Origin of the sequence: Pseudarthrobacter phenanthrenivorans (assembly GCF_000813845.1) — a bacterium.
GTDB lineage: Bacteria > Actinomycetota > Actinomycetes > Actinomycetales > Micrococcaceae > Arthrobacter > Arthrobacter phenanthrenivorans_B.
The window spans coordinates 85,518-101,017 of sequence record NZ_JWTB01000024.1; the positions used below are offsets into that span (position 1 = coordinate 85,518).

General features: G+C 66.5%; 11 protein-coding genes and 2 tRNA genes. 11 read left to right on the forward strand and 2 right to left on the reverse strand.

Annotated elements, in window-relative coordinates; translation table 11 throughout:
* Nucleotides 1-8: 8 nt before the first annotated feature.
* Nucleotides 9-1,730 carry a dihydroxy-acid dehydratase gene (ilvD, locus tag RM50_RS12960; protein WP_043453279.1) on the reverse strand — a complete coding sequence of 574 codons (1,722 nt, stop codon included), beginning with the start codon at nt 1,728-1,730 and terminating at the stop codon, nt 9-11.
* Between the two features lie 284 nt (nt 1,731-2,014).
* Between ilvD and RM50_RS20705 the strand changes: the two genes are divergently transcribed.
* From RM50_RS20705 to RM50_RS12975, 3 genes are all read left to right on the forward strand, one after another.
* Nucleotides 2,015-3,166, forward strand: coding sequence for a hypothetical protein (locus RM50_RS20705; protein WP_043453281.1), 1,152 nt, complete (start codon nt 2,015-2,017; stop codon nt 3,164-3,166).
* 130 nt (nt 3,167-3,296) lie between these two features.
* Complete coding sequence (locus RM50_RS12970; protein ID WP_052260213.1) at nt 3,297-4,367, forward strand: PQQ-dependent sugar dehydrogenase; 1,071 nt, start codon at nt 3,297-3,299, stop codon at nt 4,365-4,367.
* 113 nt (nt 4,368-4,480) lie between these two features.
* Nucleotides 4,481-4,556, forward strand: a tRNA-Lys gene (locus RM50_RS12975).
* A gap of 210 nt (nt 4,557-4,766) precedes the next feature.
* Here RM50_RS12975 and RM50_RS12980 read toward each other — a convergent pair.
* Nucleotides 4,767-5,225, reverse strand: coding sequence for a MarR family winged helix-turn-helix transcriptional regulator (locus RM50_RS12980; RefSeq protein WP_043453283.1), 459 nt, complete (start codon nt 5,223-5,225; stop codon nt 4,767-4,769).
* 96 nt (nt 5,226-5,321) lie between these two features.
* Between RM50_RS12980 and bcp the strand changes: the two genes are divergently transcribed.
* From bcp to RM50_RS13020, 8 genes are all read left to right on the forward strand, one after another.
* A complete protein-coding gene (bcp, locus tag RM50_RS12985) occupies nt 5,322-5,795 on the forward strand; it encodes a thioredoxin-dependent thiol peroxidase (protein ID WP_043453285.1) in 474 nt (157 codons plus the stop codon).
* A gap of 90 nt (nt 5,796-5,885) precedes the next feature.
* Nucleotides 5,886-5,967, forward strand: a tRNA-Leu gene (locus RM50_RS12990).
* Between the two features lie 230 nt (nt 5,968-6,197).
* A complete protein-coding gene (locus RM50_RS12995) occupies nt 6,198-6,902 on the forward strand; it encodes a fasciclin domain-containing protein (protein WP_043453287.1) in 705 nt (234 codons plus the stop codon).
* Nucleotides 6,903-7,078: 176 nt separating this feature from the next.
* Nucleotides 7,079-8,746 (forward strand): ABC transporter substrate-binding protein, encoded by a 1,668-nt coding sequence (locus RM50_RS13000; protein ID WP_240471955.1) that lies wholly within the window; start codon nt 7,079-7,081, stop codon nt 8,744-8,746.
* A gap of 79 nt (nt 8,747-8,825) precedes the next feature.
* Nucleotides 8,826-10,328: a malate:quinone oxidoreductase gene (locus RM50_RS13005; RefSeq protein ID WP_043453290.1), complete on the forward strand. Its 1,503-nt coding sequence runs from the start codon at nt 8,826-8,828 to the stop codon at nt 10,326-10,328.
* 67 nt (nt 10,329-10,395) lie between these two features.
* Nucleotides 10,396-13,629: an efflux RND transporter permease subunit gene (locus RM50_RS13010; protein WP_043453292.1), complete on the forward strand. Its 3,234-nt coding sequence runs from the start codon at nt 10,396-10,398 to the stop codon at nt 13,627-13,629.
* A 187-nt stretch (nt 13,630-13,816) separates the two neighbouring features.
* Nucleotides 13,817-14,926 (forward strand): LLM class flavin-dependent oxidoreductase, encoded by a 1,110-nt coding sequence (locus RM50_RS13015; protein ID WP_043453294.1) that lies wholly within the window; start codon nt 13,817-13,819, stop codon nt 14,924-14,926.
* Nucleotides 14,926-15,393: a MarR family winged helix-turn-helix transcriptional regulator gene (locus RM50_RS13020; RefSeq protein WP_043453297.1), complete on the forward strand. Its 468-nt coding sequence runs from the start codon at nt 14,926-14,928 to the stop codon at nt 15,391-15,393. Before RM50_RS13015 ends, RM50_RS13020 begins: the two co-directional genes overlap by 1 nt.
* The last annotated feature ends 107 nt before the right edge of the window (nt 15,394-15,500 follow it).

Here is a 15,500-nt window from a genome sequence, read left to right on the forward strand (position 1 = left end):
GGAAGGGATCACACGCCGGTGTAGGCGCCTTGGCTGGCGCTGTGGACCAGCTTGGCGTACTTGGCCAGCACGCCCTTGGTGTAGCGGGCCGGCAGCGGCTCCCAGCCCACCTTGCGGGCTTCGAGTTCGGCGTCGTCAACCAGCAGGTCAAAGGTGCGCGCGGCAATGTCCACGCGGATCCGGTCGCCGTCCTTCACGAAGGCGATGGGGCCGCCGTCGACCGCTTCCGGTGCCACGTGGCCGATGCACAGGCCGGTGGTGCCGCCGGAGAAGCGGCCGTCGGTGAGGAGCAGGACATCCTTGCCGAGTCCCGCGCCCTTGATGGCGCCGGTGATGGCGAGCATTTCGCGCATGCCCGGTCCGCCCTTGGGACCTTCGTAGCGGATGACGACGACGTCGCCGGCCTTGATCTCCCCCTTGTCCAGGGCGTCCAGGGCGCCCTGCTCGCGCTCGAAGACGCGGGCGGTGCCCTCGAAGACGTCGGCGTCGAAGCCGGCACTTTTCACGACGGCGCCTTCCGGAGCCATCGAGCCGTGCAGGATGGTGATGCCGCCGGTCTTGTGGATGGGGTTGTCCAGCGCGCGCAGGATCTTGCCGTCCACGTCGGGCGGGTTGATGGCCGCGAGGTTCTCCGCGACGGTCTTGCCCGTGACGGTGAGGCAGTCGCCGTGCAGCAGCCCGGCGTCCAGCAGCGCCTTCATGATGACGGGCACGCCGCCGATCCGGTCGACGTCGGTCATGACGTAGCGCCCGAACGGCTTGAGGTCGCCCAGGTGCGGGATCCTGTCGCCGATGCGGTTGAAGTCGTCCAGTGTCAGTTCGACCTCTGCCTCGCGGGCGATGGCCAGCAGGTGCAGGACGGCATTGGTGGAACCGCCGAATGCCATGGTGACGGCGATGGCGTTCTCGAAGGCCTCCCGGGTCATGATGTCGCGGGCGGTGATTCCCTGGCGCAGGAGGTTGACCACCGCCTCGCCGGACTTGCGGGCGAATTCGTCACGACGGCGGTCTGCCGAGGGAGGGGCGGCGGATCCGGGGAGTGACATGCCCAGGGCCTCGCCGACGCAGGCCATGGTGTTGGCCGTGTACATGCCGCCGCAGGCCCCTTCGCCGGGGCAGATGGCTTTTTCGATGCGGGTAAGGTCCTCCATGCTCATCTTGCCGGCCGCGCAGGCGCCCACCGCTTCGAAGGCATCGATCAGCGTGACTTCCTTCTCGGAGCCGTCCTCGAGCTTGACCCAGCCCGGCATGATGGAGCCGGCGTAGAGGAAGACCGAGGCGAGGTCCAGGCGGGCAGCAGCCATGAGCATGCCGGGGAGGGACTTGTCGCAACCGGCCAGCAAAACGGAGCCGTCGATCCGCTCGGCCTGCATGACGGTTTCCACGGAGTCGGCGATGACCTCGCGGGACACCAGCGAGAAGTGCATGCCCTCGTGCCCCATGGAGATGCCGTCGGAGACGGAGATGGTGCCGAACTGCATGGGGAAGCCGCCGCCGGCGTGGACGCCTTCCTTGGCGCCCTGGGCGAGCCGGTTCAGCGAGAGGTTGCAGGGGGTGATTTCGTTCCACGAGCTGGCCACACCCACCTGGGGCTTGGCGAAGTCGTCGTCCCCCATGCCCACAGCCCTGAACATGCCGCGGGCGGGGGCCGCGTGGATGCCGTCGGTCACCACCCGGCTGCGGGGTTTGATGTCGGGCTTGGTCGCAGTTTCGGTCTGGGCGTCGCTCATGGGGAAAGTCTAGGGCTCCGGCGCCCGCGAAAACGACCGTGAAATCCCGGAGCGGGCCCGATGCGGCGGAACCGGCCGGGGAACCGGCAGTCCACCATCCGGAACGCTTCCGCCCGCACCGCCTCTCCGGCGCCCCCTCCATGAAGGGCCCTCACCCCGCCACCTGCGCCGTCTCTGCACAGCGTCTCTGCACAGCGTCTCTGCACGGCGTCTCTGGACAGCGGTGGTGACCCCACGTAGCGTCGGGGACAGGACACCCGGCCATCTGGATCGAAGGGCTTGCCATGGACATTGTTTTCTGGATCATTCTCGTAGTAGCCATTGCCGCCGTCATTTGGTGGCTGCTCAACCGCAATAAGTCAGCCGGTACCCCGGACGCGCCGGCAGACCGCACCCGCAGCGACAGGCCCCGCAGAGACGGAGCCCTGGAAGGCGGCAGTGCCGCGGCATCCGCCGCTGCCGCGGGCACCACGGGCATTCCCACGGCAGCGGGCTTTGGCCGGCCTGCCGAGCCTGCCGCGCCGGCCACGGCGGAGGAACCCCTCGACTCGTCGGCTTCATCCCGGCCGGCGGCAGCGTCTTCCGGCAGCAGCACCGGCCGGGTGGAACACCTGGCCTCCGACCCGGACACAGGCGAAGGCCCCGGCCAGGACCAGGCGGAGCAGGCCCGGGCCGAGGACCAGGCTGAGTGGGAGACCCAGTGGTCCGAGGCCGGCAGCGGCCCCCGCTCCGGATCCTCTGCGACGGGTAACGCAGACGCTGCCCCGGCAGCGCCCGGCTCGGCTGCCCGTGATGAAGCGGAGCCCCGGGCGACAGCCTCAACGGAACAGGAAACGCAGCCGGCGGCTCATCCCGTCCACCATGACGAATACACCGCACCCCATGCCCCCACGCTCCCCGGCGCCGAGTCCGCGGCAGTTGAAAGCGCCGACGACGACGGCGGGGCAGCCGCGGAGCAGGCCGGCGGACCGGCCTCCGGGCACCAGGCGGAGACGCCGGTATCCACCACCCCACAGGAACCGGCGGTATCCACCACCCCACAGGAACCGGCGCCACAGGAACGGGCGCCACAGGTATCCCACGGCATCCAGGGCGGTGCCGCGGAAGCTGAAACGCTGGACCGGACACAGTCCTCCGCGCTGGTGGAGAACGGGGCGGACCATAGCGAGCCATCCGGGCAGGGAGATGGCCTCACCGCCACATCGCCTGCCGGGCACCTCGCTGCCGACGAGCCGTATGGCGCCGGCTCCGCCGCTCCCGGCCCGGACGGCAGCGGTCCTGCGGACTACACCGTGAAGGGCAATGCTTCCGAAATGGTCTATTACGAAGAAGGACATCCCGACTATGAGCAGACCAGGGCGGAAGTCTGGTTCGAGTCAGCTGCCCATGCAGAGGCTGCCGGCTTCCGGGCTCCCCGGCGCAAACGGCTCTACTAGGAGAAAGGCCCGCCGCATTGCGGCGGGCCTTTCCTGCTTTCCCCGCCGGCTGACCGGCGCGTTCCGGATCGCCCAGCGCCTGTTGGCCCGGCTTCTGGTGCAGCCGCACCTTCTTCTCTTGTCCTGTTCCATGTCCTGCCTCTGCCTTGCCCTGGCCGCCTGCACCGGACCTCCCATGCCTCCCGCGCCGGCCACGGACAGCGGCACCCCGGGCACTGCGCCGGGAACCGCCGTCGGCCGCCCCGCCATCGAAATACAGGAGCGGTTGGACCTCCAGCTGGATACGCCGTGGTCCGCGGTCTTCCTTCCGGACGGCACCGCCGTCATTTCGGAGCGGGACACCGCCCTGATCAAGGCTGTCCGGAACGGGAAGGCCACGGCCCTCGGCAGGATCCCCGGGGTAGTGCCTGGCGGCGAGGGCGGTTTGTTGGGCCTGGCACTCTCGCCAGACTTTGGCGCGGACCACTACCTTTACGCCTACCTGACGGCGCAGGACGACAACCGGGTGGTCCGGCTGACCCTCGGCGGCACCGGCGACGGCCAGCCGGCGCTGGGCCGGCCTGAGACGGTGTTCTCCGGGATACCAAAAGCCGGAACCCACAACGGCGGCCGGATCCGCTTTGGCCCTGATGGTTTCCTGTACGTGGGCACCGGAGACGCCCAGCGGCGTGAGCAGCCACAGGACCCGAACGCCTTGGGCGGCAAGATCCTCCGGCTCACCCCCGGCGGCGCCCCGGCCCCGGGCAACCCGTTCGGCAACGCCGTCTACAGCCTCGGACACCGCAATGTCCAGGGCCTGGCCTGGGACGAATCGGGCCGGCTCTGGGCCAGCGAATTCGGGCCGGACGTGGATGATGAACTGAACCTGATCCTGCCGGGGGCCAACTACGGCTGGCCGGAGGTCACCGGCGCGCCGCACCGTGCCGGGTTCCAGGACGCCAGACTTGTGTGGCCCTCCACCCGGGACTCGTCCCCCAGCGGCCTTGAGATTAGGGAGCACACGGCCTACCTGGGTGCCCTCCGCGGCGAAAGGCTGTGGGCAGTGCCGCTGAACGGCACGGAAGCCGGCAGCCCTGTGGCCTATTTCACAGGGCAGTATGGGCGGATCCGCGACGTAATCCTCGCTCCCGACGGCCGGTTATGGCTGCTCACCAACGGCGAAAACCCTGATTTTGCGCTGATTTTGCGGCCCCTGCCGTGAGCCGGGCACCGGAGGAGGCGCCGATTTCACTTGCACCAAAAGTTCGTGTAGAGTTTCATGTCGTTGCGGAGATCAACGGGAAAGAAAAAGCCCGGGGATGGAAGCGAAAAGATGCACCTCTAGCTCAATTGGCAGAGCAATTGACTCTTAATCAATGGGTTCCGGGTTCAAGTCCCGGGGGGTGCACCACTGGGAAAACAGCCCCTGGTTTGTGGAAACACAAACCAGGGGCTGTTTTGTTGTGTACGGCTGTTTTGTTATGCACGGCTGTTTTGTTGTTCCCTCGTTTTCCTTGTGCTGGGTCCGGTGCCGCGGCTGCCGCCGCGGGCCGGGGGCACAAAGAAGCGCGGCCCCGGTTTTATCAACCGGGGCCGCGCTTTCCTTGAAACTCAGTGGCAGCTACTTTGCTGCGTTGTCCACCAGGGCGCCCGCGTTGGCGGGAGTAGTGGAGAACTGGCTCGCCAGCTCACGGACCACGGCCTTGAGTTCCTGGCGCAGCAGTTCGGGATCGATCGACGCCGATGCGAGCACCGAACGCTCCATCTCCACTGCCTGGGCAACTGCCTCCTTGCCCTGTTCCGTCAGCGACACCACGTGGCTTCGGCGGTCGGAAGTGCTGCGGACACGCGCGATGTGGCCGTGGGCCTCCAGCCGGCTCAGCGTCTTGCCCATGGTCTGGGCCTGGACGCGGACATATTGCGCCAGCTGGGCCTGGGTCATGGGTCCCTGCGCGGCAAGGACCTCGATGGCGATAACACCGGCGTGGGTGAGTCCGATGGCACCGAGTTTTTCATTCCAGGAGTGTTCTACGAGGCGCGCAGCAGTGGACAGGAGGCGCCCTGTGGGCCAGTGATCCATATCAGGCATAGCAGCAAGTATAGCCAAATGCCGATTAGCACTCGGTCCACCTGCTTACTAGGCTGTTGTGTCCCGCCCGCAACAAGGAGAAAAACAATGGCCGAAAGACTCGTTACCGGTGACAAGGCACCCGCTTTCACCTTGCCCGACTCAACCGGCAAAGCCGTCAGCCTGGACCCGCGCCCCGGCCGCTCCACCATTGTCTACTTTTACCCCGCGGCTGCCACGCCCGGCTGCACCAAGGAAGCCTGCGATTTCCGGGACAGCCTCGCCTCCCTGCAGGCGGCCGGCTACGAGGTCCTGGGCATCTCCCCCGACCCCGTCGAGAAGCTCGCGAAATTCGCCGCCAAAGAGGAACTGACGTTCCCCCTGCTTTCCGACGCGGACCACGCAGTGGCGGAGGCCTACGGCGCTTGGGGCGAAAAGAAGAACTACGGCAAGACATATGAGGGCCTGATCCGCTCCACTGTGGTGGTGGACCCGGACGGAAACGTCGCCCTGGCCCAATACAACGTCCGGGCCACGGGCCATGTGGCCAAGCTTCGCAGGGACCTCAACCTGGACGCCTGACCCAGCCGTGGCTGCCCGGGCCCGTCCCGGGGCAACGCTACAATGGACACTGGCATCCGCCGTCGTACGTTCTACGCCTCCGGATGCCGGGCGCGAGTGGTGAAATTGGCAGACACGCAGGATTTAGGTTCCTGTGCCTTCGGGCGTGGGGGTTCAAGTCCCCCCTTGCGCACAGCGGAATCCCCCGGCTTTGGCCGGGGGATTCCTGCGTTAACCACCCGGCGTCCTGCCACCAATTTCTGCCCCGAATAGAAAAACTCCCAGGATCCACCCATCCACCGCCGCCCACCCGGCGAATAGCCATTGAGACACCAGCCAAGGGCAGGTGCTTACCGAAAGGCAGACTGCACGCCGTGGACACACCGTCCGGGCGGCAGGACGAACAATCCTAGGAGAACTGAAATGCAGACCTTCAAGCGCACCACTTTCACCGTCGCAGGCGTTGCAGCGGCCGCTCTGCTCAGCCTCACGGCATGTGGCGGATCCGGCAGCACCTCCGGCTCCTCGGCGTCGTCGGCGCCGATGGCGTCCTCCCCCAGCTCCAGCATGGCCTCCCCGTCCAGCTCCGCCATGGCCTCGCCGTCGGCAAGCTCCTCGGCAGCCAGCATGGATCCGGCAGCAAACCTGGTTGGCCCCGGCTGCGCCGCCTACGCCCAGCAGGTACCCACGGGCGCAGGATCGGTTGAAGGCATGGCCCTCGATCCGGTAGCCGTCGCCGCCTCCAACAACCCCATCCTGACCACGCTCACCGCCGCGGTTTCGGGCAAGCTGAACCCCAAGGTCGACCTGGTGGACACGCTCAACGGCGGCGAATTCACCGTCTTCGCACCGGTGGACGACGCCTTCAAGAAGATCGATGCCGCCACCATCGAGACGCTTAAGACGGACGACGCCCTGCTGAGCAAGATCCTCACCTACCACGTAGTGCCCGGCCAGATCACCCCGGACAAGATCGCCGGCACCCACGCAACGGTTGAGGGCGGCTCCGTCACCGTCACCGGCAGCGGCGACAACCTCAAGGTGGACAACGCCAACGTCATCTGCGGCGGCGTGAAGACCAAGAACGCGACCGTCTACCTGGTCGACTCGGTCCTGATGCCCAAGTAGGACCGATGCGCGGGTAGGCACCCTCCAGGCCCCCCATAAGGCCGGGTCCGCTGGCAACCAGCGGACCCGGCCTTGGCGCGTCACGCCCTGCCTGGGACCGGCTCCAGGCCCAGTCCTCTAGACTGGGTCCCGGCCCGCAAGCGGCGGAACCGGCAGCATCCAGAGGTGATAAACGAGTGCCCAGCAGTACATCGCGGCGGACGGTCATCAAAGCCGGCGCCGTCCTCATGGCTCTGGGCGTGACCTCATGCACGGGCATGCCGTCCCCCTCCCCCACGTCCGGGACACCCAGCTCGCCGCCGGCGGAACCCGGCGCAACGTTCAATTTCGGCACCGCCGCCCAGCCCCTGGGACTGGACCCGGCCCTGTCCAACGACGTGGAATCCCAGCGCATCACCCGGCAGATCCTCGAAGGCCTGGTGGGCGTGGACCAGACCACCGGCAAACCCACACCGCTGCTGGCCACCGAATGGAACGAGTCCAACGACGGACGGACCTACACCTTCAAGCTCCGCACCGGGGTGACGTTCCAGGACGGCACGCCGTTCAACGCCGACGCCGTCTGCGTCAACTTCAACCGGTGGTTCGCCTTCCCTGCCGAGCTTCGCCAACAGGCCCCGGGCAGCTCCTTCAAGGATGTCTTCAAGGCGCATTCGGATGAGCCGGAGCTGTCGATCTTCAAGAGCTGCACGGCGGTCGCGGCGGACACCGTCCAGATCGACCTCACGCAGCGCTTCACCGCGTTCCTCCAGGCCCTGACCCTGCCGGCCTTTGCCATGGCATCGCCTGCAGCCCTCACCGCAGGCAAGGCGGATGTCCTGGACCAGAACCGGGGCGGCCAGGTGATGTCCGCGTTCGCCACCAACCCCGTCGGCACCGGCCCCTTCACCATGGGGGCGTGGGGCAGCGACAGTGTCACCCTGGCCACCAATAAGAGGTATTGGGGTGACCGCGGCCAGATCGCCACCATCAACTTCATGGCCTACAACCACCCCCAGGCCCGGCTCCAGGCCCTGCTGGACGGCACCCTCGACGGCTACGACGCCGTAACGGTGGGAAATTTCGACCAACTGGTCAAGCGCGGCAAGCAGATCGTCCAGCGCGACCCGTTCTCGGTGATGTACCTGGGCATGAACCAGGACATCCCCGTCCTCCAGAACCAGAAGATCCGGCAGGCGGTGGAGCTTGCCATCGACAAGGACACCCTGATCCGGAAATTCTTCATCGACAACACGGCGAAGGCCACGCAGTTTGTGCCACCCAAGATCAGCGGCTTCAACAACGACGCGCCGGAGCTTGGCCACGACCCGCTGAAGGCCAAGGACTACCTCAAGGACGGCGGCTACGCGGGCGAGGAACTGAAGTTCTACTACCCCTTGAACGTCACCCGCCCTTACCTGCCCACACCGGAGAAGGTGTACGCCGAGCTCAGCCGCCAGCTCACCGCCGTCGGGTTCAACATCCGGCCCGTGCCCGTCGACTGGTCCGACGGCTACCTCCGGAAAGTCCAGTCCGCCGGCGACCACGCGTTCCACATCCTTGGCTGGAACGGTTCCTACTCCGATGCGGACAACTTCGTTGGCCCCTTGTTCGGGCAGAAGAACGGCGAGTTCGGGTACCAGGATCCGCAGGTCTTTTCGAAGATCAACCGGGCGCGTGGACTGCCTGACGGGAAGGAACGGGATGAGCTTTATCACAGCATCAACTCCCAGATCGCCGCGACCGTGCCGGCCGTTCCCATCGCCTTCCCCATCTCCGCGCTGGCGCTGTCGGACCGGGTGCTGAACTACCCCGCGTCGCCGGTCTTAAACGAAGTTTTCACGAAGGTCCAGCTAAAGCCTTGACGGGCCCGGCCAATTTCAGTATGCGGGCTGCACGGGGATATTCTGTGACAGCCAGAGCCGCTGCAATCGGAGACTGATCGTGACCTTCATTTCCAAGACCCCACACGCCGACGTTGTCCTGATAGGCGGCGGCATCATGAGCGCCACGCTGGGGGCATTCCTCAAGCAGCTGGAGCCGGACTGGACCATCTCGCTGTTCGAACGGCTGGACCAGCCGGGACTCGAAAGTTCCGATCCGTGGAACAACGCAGGAACGGGTCACGCCGCCCTCTGCGAACTCAACTACTCGCCCGCAGCCAAAGACGGCTCGGTCAACCCCGCCAAGGCACTGCTCATCAACGAACAGTTCCAGCTCTCCCGCCAGTTCTGGTCCCACCTGGTGGACAACAACCTGATCGGTTCGCCCAAGGGCTTCATCAACACCGTCCCGCACATGAGCTTCGTCATCGGCGAGGACCACACACGGTTCCTGAAGACCCGCTACGAGGCACTGAAGCCGCACACCCTGTTCCGGAGCATGGAATACTCCGAGGACCACGCGCAGATCGCCAAGTGGGCCCCCTTGATCGTCAAGGGCCGCGACCCCAAGCAGCGCATCGCCGCCACCCGCGCCGCCGAGGGCACGGACGTCGACTTCGGCGCCCTGACCCGCGAGCTGATCAGCTACATGGGGAACAACGGCGTCGAGATCAACTACGGCCATGACGTCACCGGCATTTCCCGGGCGTCCGACGGCGGCTGGGACCTGTCGCTGAAGTACCCCAAGTCCGGCGAGCACGGCAAGATCCACGCCAAATTCGTCTTCGTCGGCGCCGGCGGCGGAGCCCTGCACCTGCTGCAGGCCTCCGGCATTCCGGAAAGCAAGGGCTACGGCGGGTTCCCCGTCTCCGGCCAGTTCTTCCGCTGCACGGACGAGGCCATCGCCGCCCAGCACAGCGCCAAGGTCTACGGCCAGGCGTCCGTGGGCGCTCCCCCCATGTCCGTCCCGCACCTTGACACCCGCTACGTTGACGGAAAACGGTCACTCCTGTTCGGCCCCTACGCAGGCTTCTCCACCAACTTCCTCAAGAACGGCTCCTACCTGGACCTGCCGCTGTCCATCCGGCCGGGCAACATCATTCCCATGCTGGCCGTGGCCAAGGACAACATGGACCTCACGGCCTACCTGGTCAAGGAAGTGGTCAAGAAGCACGACCAGAAGGTTGAGGCGCTTCGCGAGTACTACCCCGAGGCAAAGGGCGGGGACTGGGAACTCATTACGGCCGGCCAGCGTGTACAGATCATCAAGAAAGACCCGCAAAAGGGCGGCATCCTTCAGTTCGGCACCGAAGTGATCGCCGGCCGCGACGGCTCCATCGGTGCGCTCCTGGGCGCCTCGCCCGGAGCCTCGACCGCTGTCCCCATCATGATCGAGCTCCTCCAGAAGACGTTCCCCAAGAACTTCAAGGGCTGGCAGGCAAAGCTCAAGGACATGATGCCCGGCTACGGGGTGAAGCTGGATGAGAATCCGGAGCTCGCCACGGAGCTGGAACGGGCCACGGCCAAGTCCCTCCAGCTGGAGAGCGTTTCCGCCAGCCGCTGACCCTGCGGGGCCAGCGGCTGGCACCCCCAGGGCATGTACCAGTCACTTAGACCCCAGGAGACCACCCATGTTCCGGCTGGCCCATCTTTCCCTGGCGAACCGGGCCCTGATCGCACTGATCACGGTCTTCGCCTCGGTCTTCGGCGTGATCACCATGTCGTCGCTGAAGCAGGAGCTCATCCCTTCGATTGAGTTCCCGCAGATCACGGTGCTCAGCTCAATGCCGGGGGCGTCACCGGAAGTGGTGGACAAGCAGGTCAGCGGTCCGCTGGAAAAGGCGCTGAACGGCGTGGAGGGGCTGGAATCCACCTCCTCCACGTCGCGCACGGGCGTTTCCCAGATCACCATGGTGTTCACCTACGGCTCCAACCTGGACCGGGCCCGGAACCAGATCGACCGGGCCATTTCCAACGCCAAGCGGACGCTGCCCGCCGATGTGCAGCCGCAGGCCATCGCCGGAAGCATCAGTGACTTCCCCATCGTCTTCCTCGCCGTTTCGTCGGACAAGCCGCTCAGCGAACTGAACGCCGACCTGCAGCGGCTGAGCGTGCCCCGGCTGCAGAAGATCGACGGCGTCCGCAGCGCCGATGTCACCGGCGGCGCGTCCCAGCACATCGAGATCCTGCCGCGTCCCGACGCCGTCGCGGCCAACGGCACCAGCCTCACCGCCATCCGCGACGCCCTCTCCAGCAACGGGGCACTGGTCCCCGCGGGCACGCTCGAGGACCAGGGCAAGACCCTTTCGCTGCAGATCGGCAGCCCCGTGGACTCCCTTGACGCCATCAAGGCGCTGCCCCTGGCCGGCGCTAAAAACGCCGCCACCATTGGCTCTGTGGCCGACGTGTCCCTGAAGGACGATGAACGCACCTCCATCACCCGTACCAACGGGGCTGAGACGCTGGCGGTGTCGGTGACAAAGAAACCCGAAGGCGACACGGTGGGAATCTCGCACGCGGTGCGGGATTCGCTCAAGGACCTGGAAACTGAACTGGGCTCCAATGCCAAGTTCACCCCGGTCTTCGACCAGGCACCCTTCATCGAGAAGTCCATCAAGGACCTCACCACCGAAGGCCTGCTGGGCCTCGGTTTCGCCGTCGCCGTCATCCTGCTCTTCCTGATGTCCGCCCGGTCCACGCTGGTCACCGCAGTGTCCATTCCGCTGTCCCTGCTGATCACCTTCATTGGCCTCTCCGCCACCGGCTACTCGCTGAACATCCTGACGCTCGGCGCGCTGACCATCGCCATCGGCCGCGTGGTGGACGACTCCATCGTGGTGATCGAGAACATCAAGCGGCACCTCAGCTACGGCGAGGAAAAGTCCGCCGCCATCCTCACCGCCATCCGGGAAGTGGCCGGCGCCATTACCGCCTCGACCTTGACCACGGTGGCGGTGTTCCTGCCCATTGCCTTCGTCGGCGAACTCGCCGGGGAACTGTTCCGGCCCTTCGCCCTGACCGTGACCATGGCACTGCTGGCGTCCCTGCTGGTGTCCCTGACCATCGTCCCGGTACTCGCCTACTGGTTCCTGAGGAACCCCAAGGGAACACCGACAGGAATGGCCGCGGGGTCCGCTGAGGCCCGCCGGACCGCCGCGGAGGCAACGGCGAAGGCGCACGACGCCGAACAGCGCAGCCGCCTGCAGCGCGGCTACCTGCCCATCCTTCGGTCCACCCAGAAGTATCCGGTCATCACCATGCTGGCAGCAGTCCTGGTCCTCGGTGCCACCGGTGCCATGACCCCCCTGCTCGCCACGAACCTGCTCGGCAATTCCGGACAGAACAGCCTCACGGTCCGGCAGGTGCTCCCGCCCGGGACCAGCCTTGCGGACACAAGCGCCGCCGCCATCCGCCTCGAGGAAGTCCTCCGCGGAATCGATGGCATCAAGGACGTCCAGGTCACCTCCGGCAACGCCCAGGCCGGCTTCGCGGCGCTCACTTCCACCGGTTCCTCGAACTCCACCTTCACCGTGGTCACTGACGAGAAGGCGAACCAGGAGAAGCTCCAGGACACGGTGAGGTCGGAACTGGCGAACGTGCCCGACTCGGGCAAGGTGTCCGTGGGCACCCAGCAGGGCGGCTTCGGCACCTCCTCCACGGTCGACATCACCCTGAAGGCAGCCACCAGCGAGGACCTGCAGTCCGCCAGCGACACGATGGTGGCGGCCATGACCGGCGTGCCGGGCACCAGCGAAGTGGCGAGCAACCTTGCCGCCAGCCAGCCCGTGGTGCAGGTCAAGGTGGACAGGGCCAAGGCCGTGGCCGCGGGACTGAACGAGGAACAGGTGGCGGGGGTCCTGGCGTCAACCATCAGCCCCATCCCCGCCGGCACGGTGCGGATCGACACCAATGATTTCCCCGTGCGGATCGGCAAGGGCACCCGGTTCACCAGCATCGACGCCGTCCGGAACATCCCGCTGCCCGCTGGCGGCCGCCCCGTGACGCTGGGAAGCATAGCCTCGGTGGACCTTGTGAACGCCCCCGTGTCCGTCACCGCCAGCAACGGTGAGCGCACCGCCAAAGTGTCCATCACGCCGTCGGGCTCCAACCTGGGCGCCGTGAACACCGAAGTCCAAAAGCGCCTGGCGGACGTCCAGCTGCCGCCGGGGGTCACCGCCCAGATCGGCGGCGCCACCACCCAGCAGGCGGAATCCTTCCGCCAGCTTGGCCTTGCCCTGCTGGCGGCCATCGCGATCGTGTACGTGATCATGGTGGCCACCTTCAAGTCCCTCATCCAGCCGCTGATCCTGCTGGTCTCCGTGCCGTTCGCAGCGACCGGTGCCGTGGCCCTGCTGGTGGTCACCGGCGTACCGCTCGGGCTGCCGTCGCTGATCGGCATGCTCATGCTGGTGGGCATCGTGGTGACCAATGCCATTGTGCTGATTGACCTGATCAACCAGTACCGGCAGCCGCGCGACGGGCACCCCGGCATGAACGTGGCGGATGCAATCACCAACGGCGCACGGCAGCGCCTGCGTCCCATCCTGATGACCGCCCTGGCCACCGTCTTCGCGCTGACGCCGATGGCCCTGGGGCTCACGGGCGGGGGCGGCTTCATTTCGCAGCCCCTGGCCGTGGTGGTGATCGGCGGGCTGGTGTCATCCACCGCGCTGACCCTGGTGCTGGTCCCGGTCCTGTACCGGCTTGTCGAGGGACGGCGCGAGAAGAAGGCACTGCTCCGGGACCTGAAGGCCCGTCCCGAATTCGGCCCCGGCCCGGACGTGGACGGCGAGTTCCGCGACTGGACCACCGGCCAGGTGCCCAAGGTCAGCGGCCGGCGCGCTGCGCCCGGCGGCGCTGAATAGTCCGAGTGACCCGACCGATGCCCGTACCGCACCCCGCGGTGCGGGCATCGGTGCATTAAAGCCCGGAAGAAATCCGCACGGGAATAATCCCCGCCGCAGGGCGTTGCAGGAGGCAATAAATGCAAATGCATCTAAATTGGTTTAGACTTAAACCAAGCCAGCAAGTCCAGCTACGGAAGGGCACATCATGCAGATCGGTGTTTTCAGCGTCAGCGATATCACCACGGACCCCACCACGGGCCGCACTCCCACCGAGCACGAACGCATCAAGGCCTCGGTGGCCATCGCGAAAAAGGTCGAGGAAATCGGCATGGATGTCTACGCCCTGGGCGAGCACCACAACCGGCCGTTCTTCTCCTCCTCCCCCACCACCACGCTTGCCTACATCGCCGCGCAGACCGAGCGGATCATCCTCTCCACGGCCACCACGCTGATCACCACGAACGACCCCGTGAAGATCGCCGAGGATTTCGCCATGCTCCAGCACCTTGCCGACGGCCGCGTGGACCTGGTCCTGGGCCGCGGCAACACCGCCCCGGTGTACCCGTGGTTCGGCAAGAACATCCAGGACGGGGTGGAACTAGCCATCGAAAACTACAGCCTCCTGCGCAAGCTGTGGGATGAGGACACCGTTAATTGGTCCGGCAAGTTCCGCACCCCGCTGCAGAACTTCACCTCCACGCCCCGTCCGCTGGACGGCGTGGCGCCCTTCGTGTGGCACGGCTCCATCCGCACCCCGCAGATCGCGGAAGTGGCCGCGTACTTCGGTGACGGCTTCTTCGCCAACAACATCTTCTGGCCCAAGGAGCACTACCAGCAGCTGATCGGCCTCTACCGCGAACGGTACGAGCACTACGGCCACGGCACGGCGGACCAGGCGATCGTTGGACTCGGCGGCCAGTTCTTCATGCGGAAGAACTCCCAGGATGCGGTCAAGGAATTCCGCCCGTACTTCGACAACGCCCCGGTGTACGGCCACGGCCCGTCGCTGGAGGACTTCACCTCCCAGACGCCGCTGACGGTGGGCAGCCCGCAGGAAGTCATCGAAAAGACGCTGACCTTCCGCGAGTACTTTGGGGACTACCAGCGCCAGCTGTTCCTCATCGACCACGCGGGACTGCCGCTGAAGACCGTCCTGGAGCAGCTGGACCTGTTCGGCGAGGAAGTGCTCCCGGTGCTGCGCAAGGAATACGCGGCCCTCAAGCCTGCGCACGTCCCCGAGCCGCCCACCCACGCGGGCCGCGTCGCCGCCCTGCTGGCGTCGCAGGACGCCGAAAAAGCCACGTCGGAGGCGTAGTGGCTGCGGGGGGATCGGAATCGCCGGTGCGGCTGGCTGCCGAAACGTGGGAATCGCTGTTCAGGGCGCAGGTCGCCGTGATGCGGAGGCTGCAGTCCGGGCCGGCGTTCCGGAAGCTGGCGCTGAATGAGTACGACGTGCTGTTCACGCTCAGCCGGTGTCCGTCCGGCTGGCTCCGGCTCAACGAGCTTAACGACAACGTCCTGTTGAGCCAGTCCAGCCTGAGCCGGCTGGTGGAACGGCTGGAAAAGCGGGGACTGGTGGCCAGGATGCCGGCGCCCGAGGACGGCCGCGGCGTGCTGCTCAAGCTGACGGACGAAGGACGGGAGCTGCAGAAGGACATCGGCCGCGAGCATGTCCGGGACATTTCCGCGCTGGTGGGCCCGGCACTGACCGCCGCCGAGCAAAAAGAACTGATGCGCCTGACGGACAAGCTGCGGAATTCGCTGGGCCAGCTGCCCCGCTAGGCCCGGCATGGGCCGGGCAGGCGAAACGGGCCGGGCGAAAGGGGCCGGGCCGCCTCACGGGCAGGCGGGACGGGCCGGGAAGGGCCGGTGGGTATTCCCCCGCCAGC

What these genes read in the sequence shown, in the direction of transcription:
- ilvD (WP_043453279.1), bottom strand. Translation starts at nt 1,730, where the DNA reads ATGAGCGACGCCCAGACCGAAACTGCGACCAAGCCCGACATCAAACCC.
- RM50_RS20705 (WP_043453281.1), top strand. Translation starts at nt 2,015, where the DNA reads ATGGACATTGTTTTCTGGATCATTCTCGTAGTAGCCATTGCCGCCGTC.
- RM50_RS12970 (WP_052260213.1), top strand. Translation starts at nt 3,297, where the DNA reads ATGTCCTGCCTCTGCCTTGCCCTGGCCGCCTGCACCGGACCTCCCATG.
- RM50_RS12980 (WP_043453283.1), bottom strand. Translation starts at nt 5,225, where the DNA reads ATGGATCACTGGCCCACAGGGCGCCTCCTGTCCACTGCTGCGCGCCTC.
- bcp (WP_043453285.1), top strand. Translation starts at nt 5,322, where the DNA reads ATGGCCGAAAGACTCGTTACCGGTGACAAGGCACCCGCTTTCACCTTG.
- RM50_RS12995 (WP_043453287.1), top strand. Translation starts at nt 6,198, where the DNA reads ATGCAGACCTTCAAGCGCACCACTTTCACCGTCGCAGGCGTTGCAGCG.
- RM50_RS13010 (WP_043453292.1), top strand. Translation starts at nt 10,396, where the DNA reads ATGTTCCGGCTGGCCCATCTTTCCCTGGCGAACCGGGCCCTGATCGCA.
- RM50_RS13015 (WP_043453294.1), top strand. Translation starts at nt 13,817, where the DNA reads ATGCAGATCGGTGTTTTCAGCGTCAGCGATATCACCACGGACCCCACC.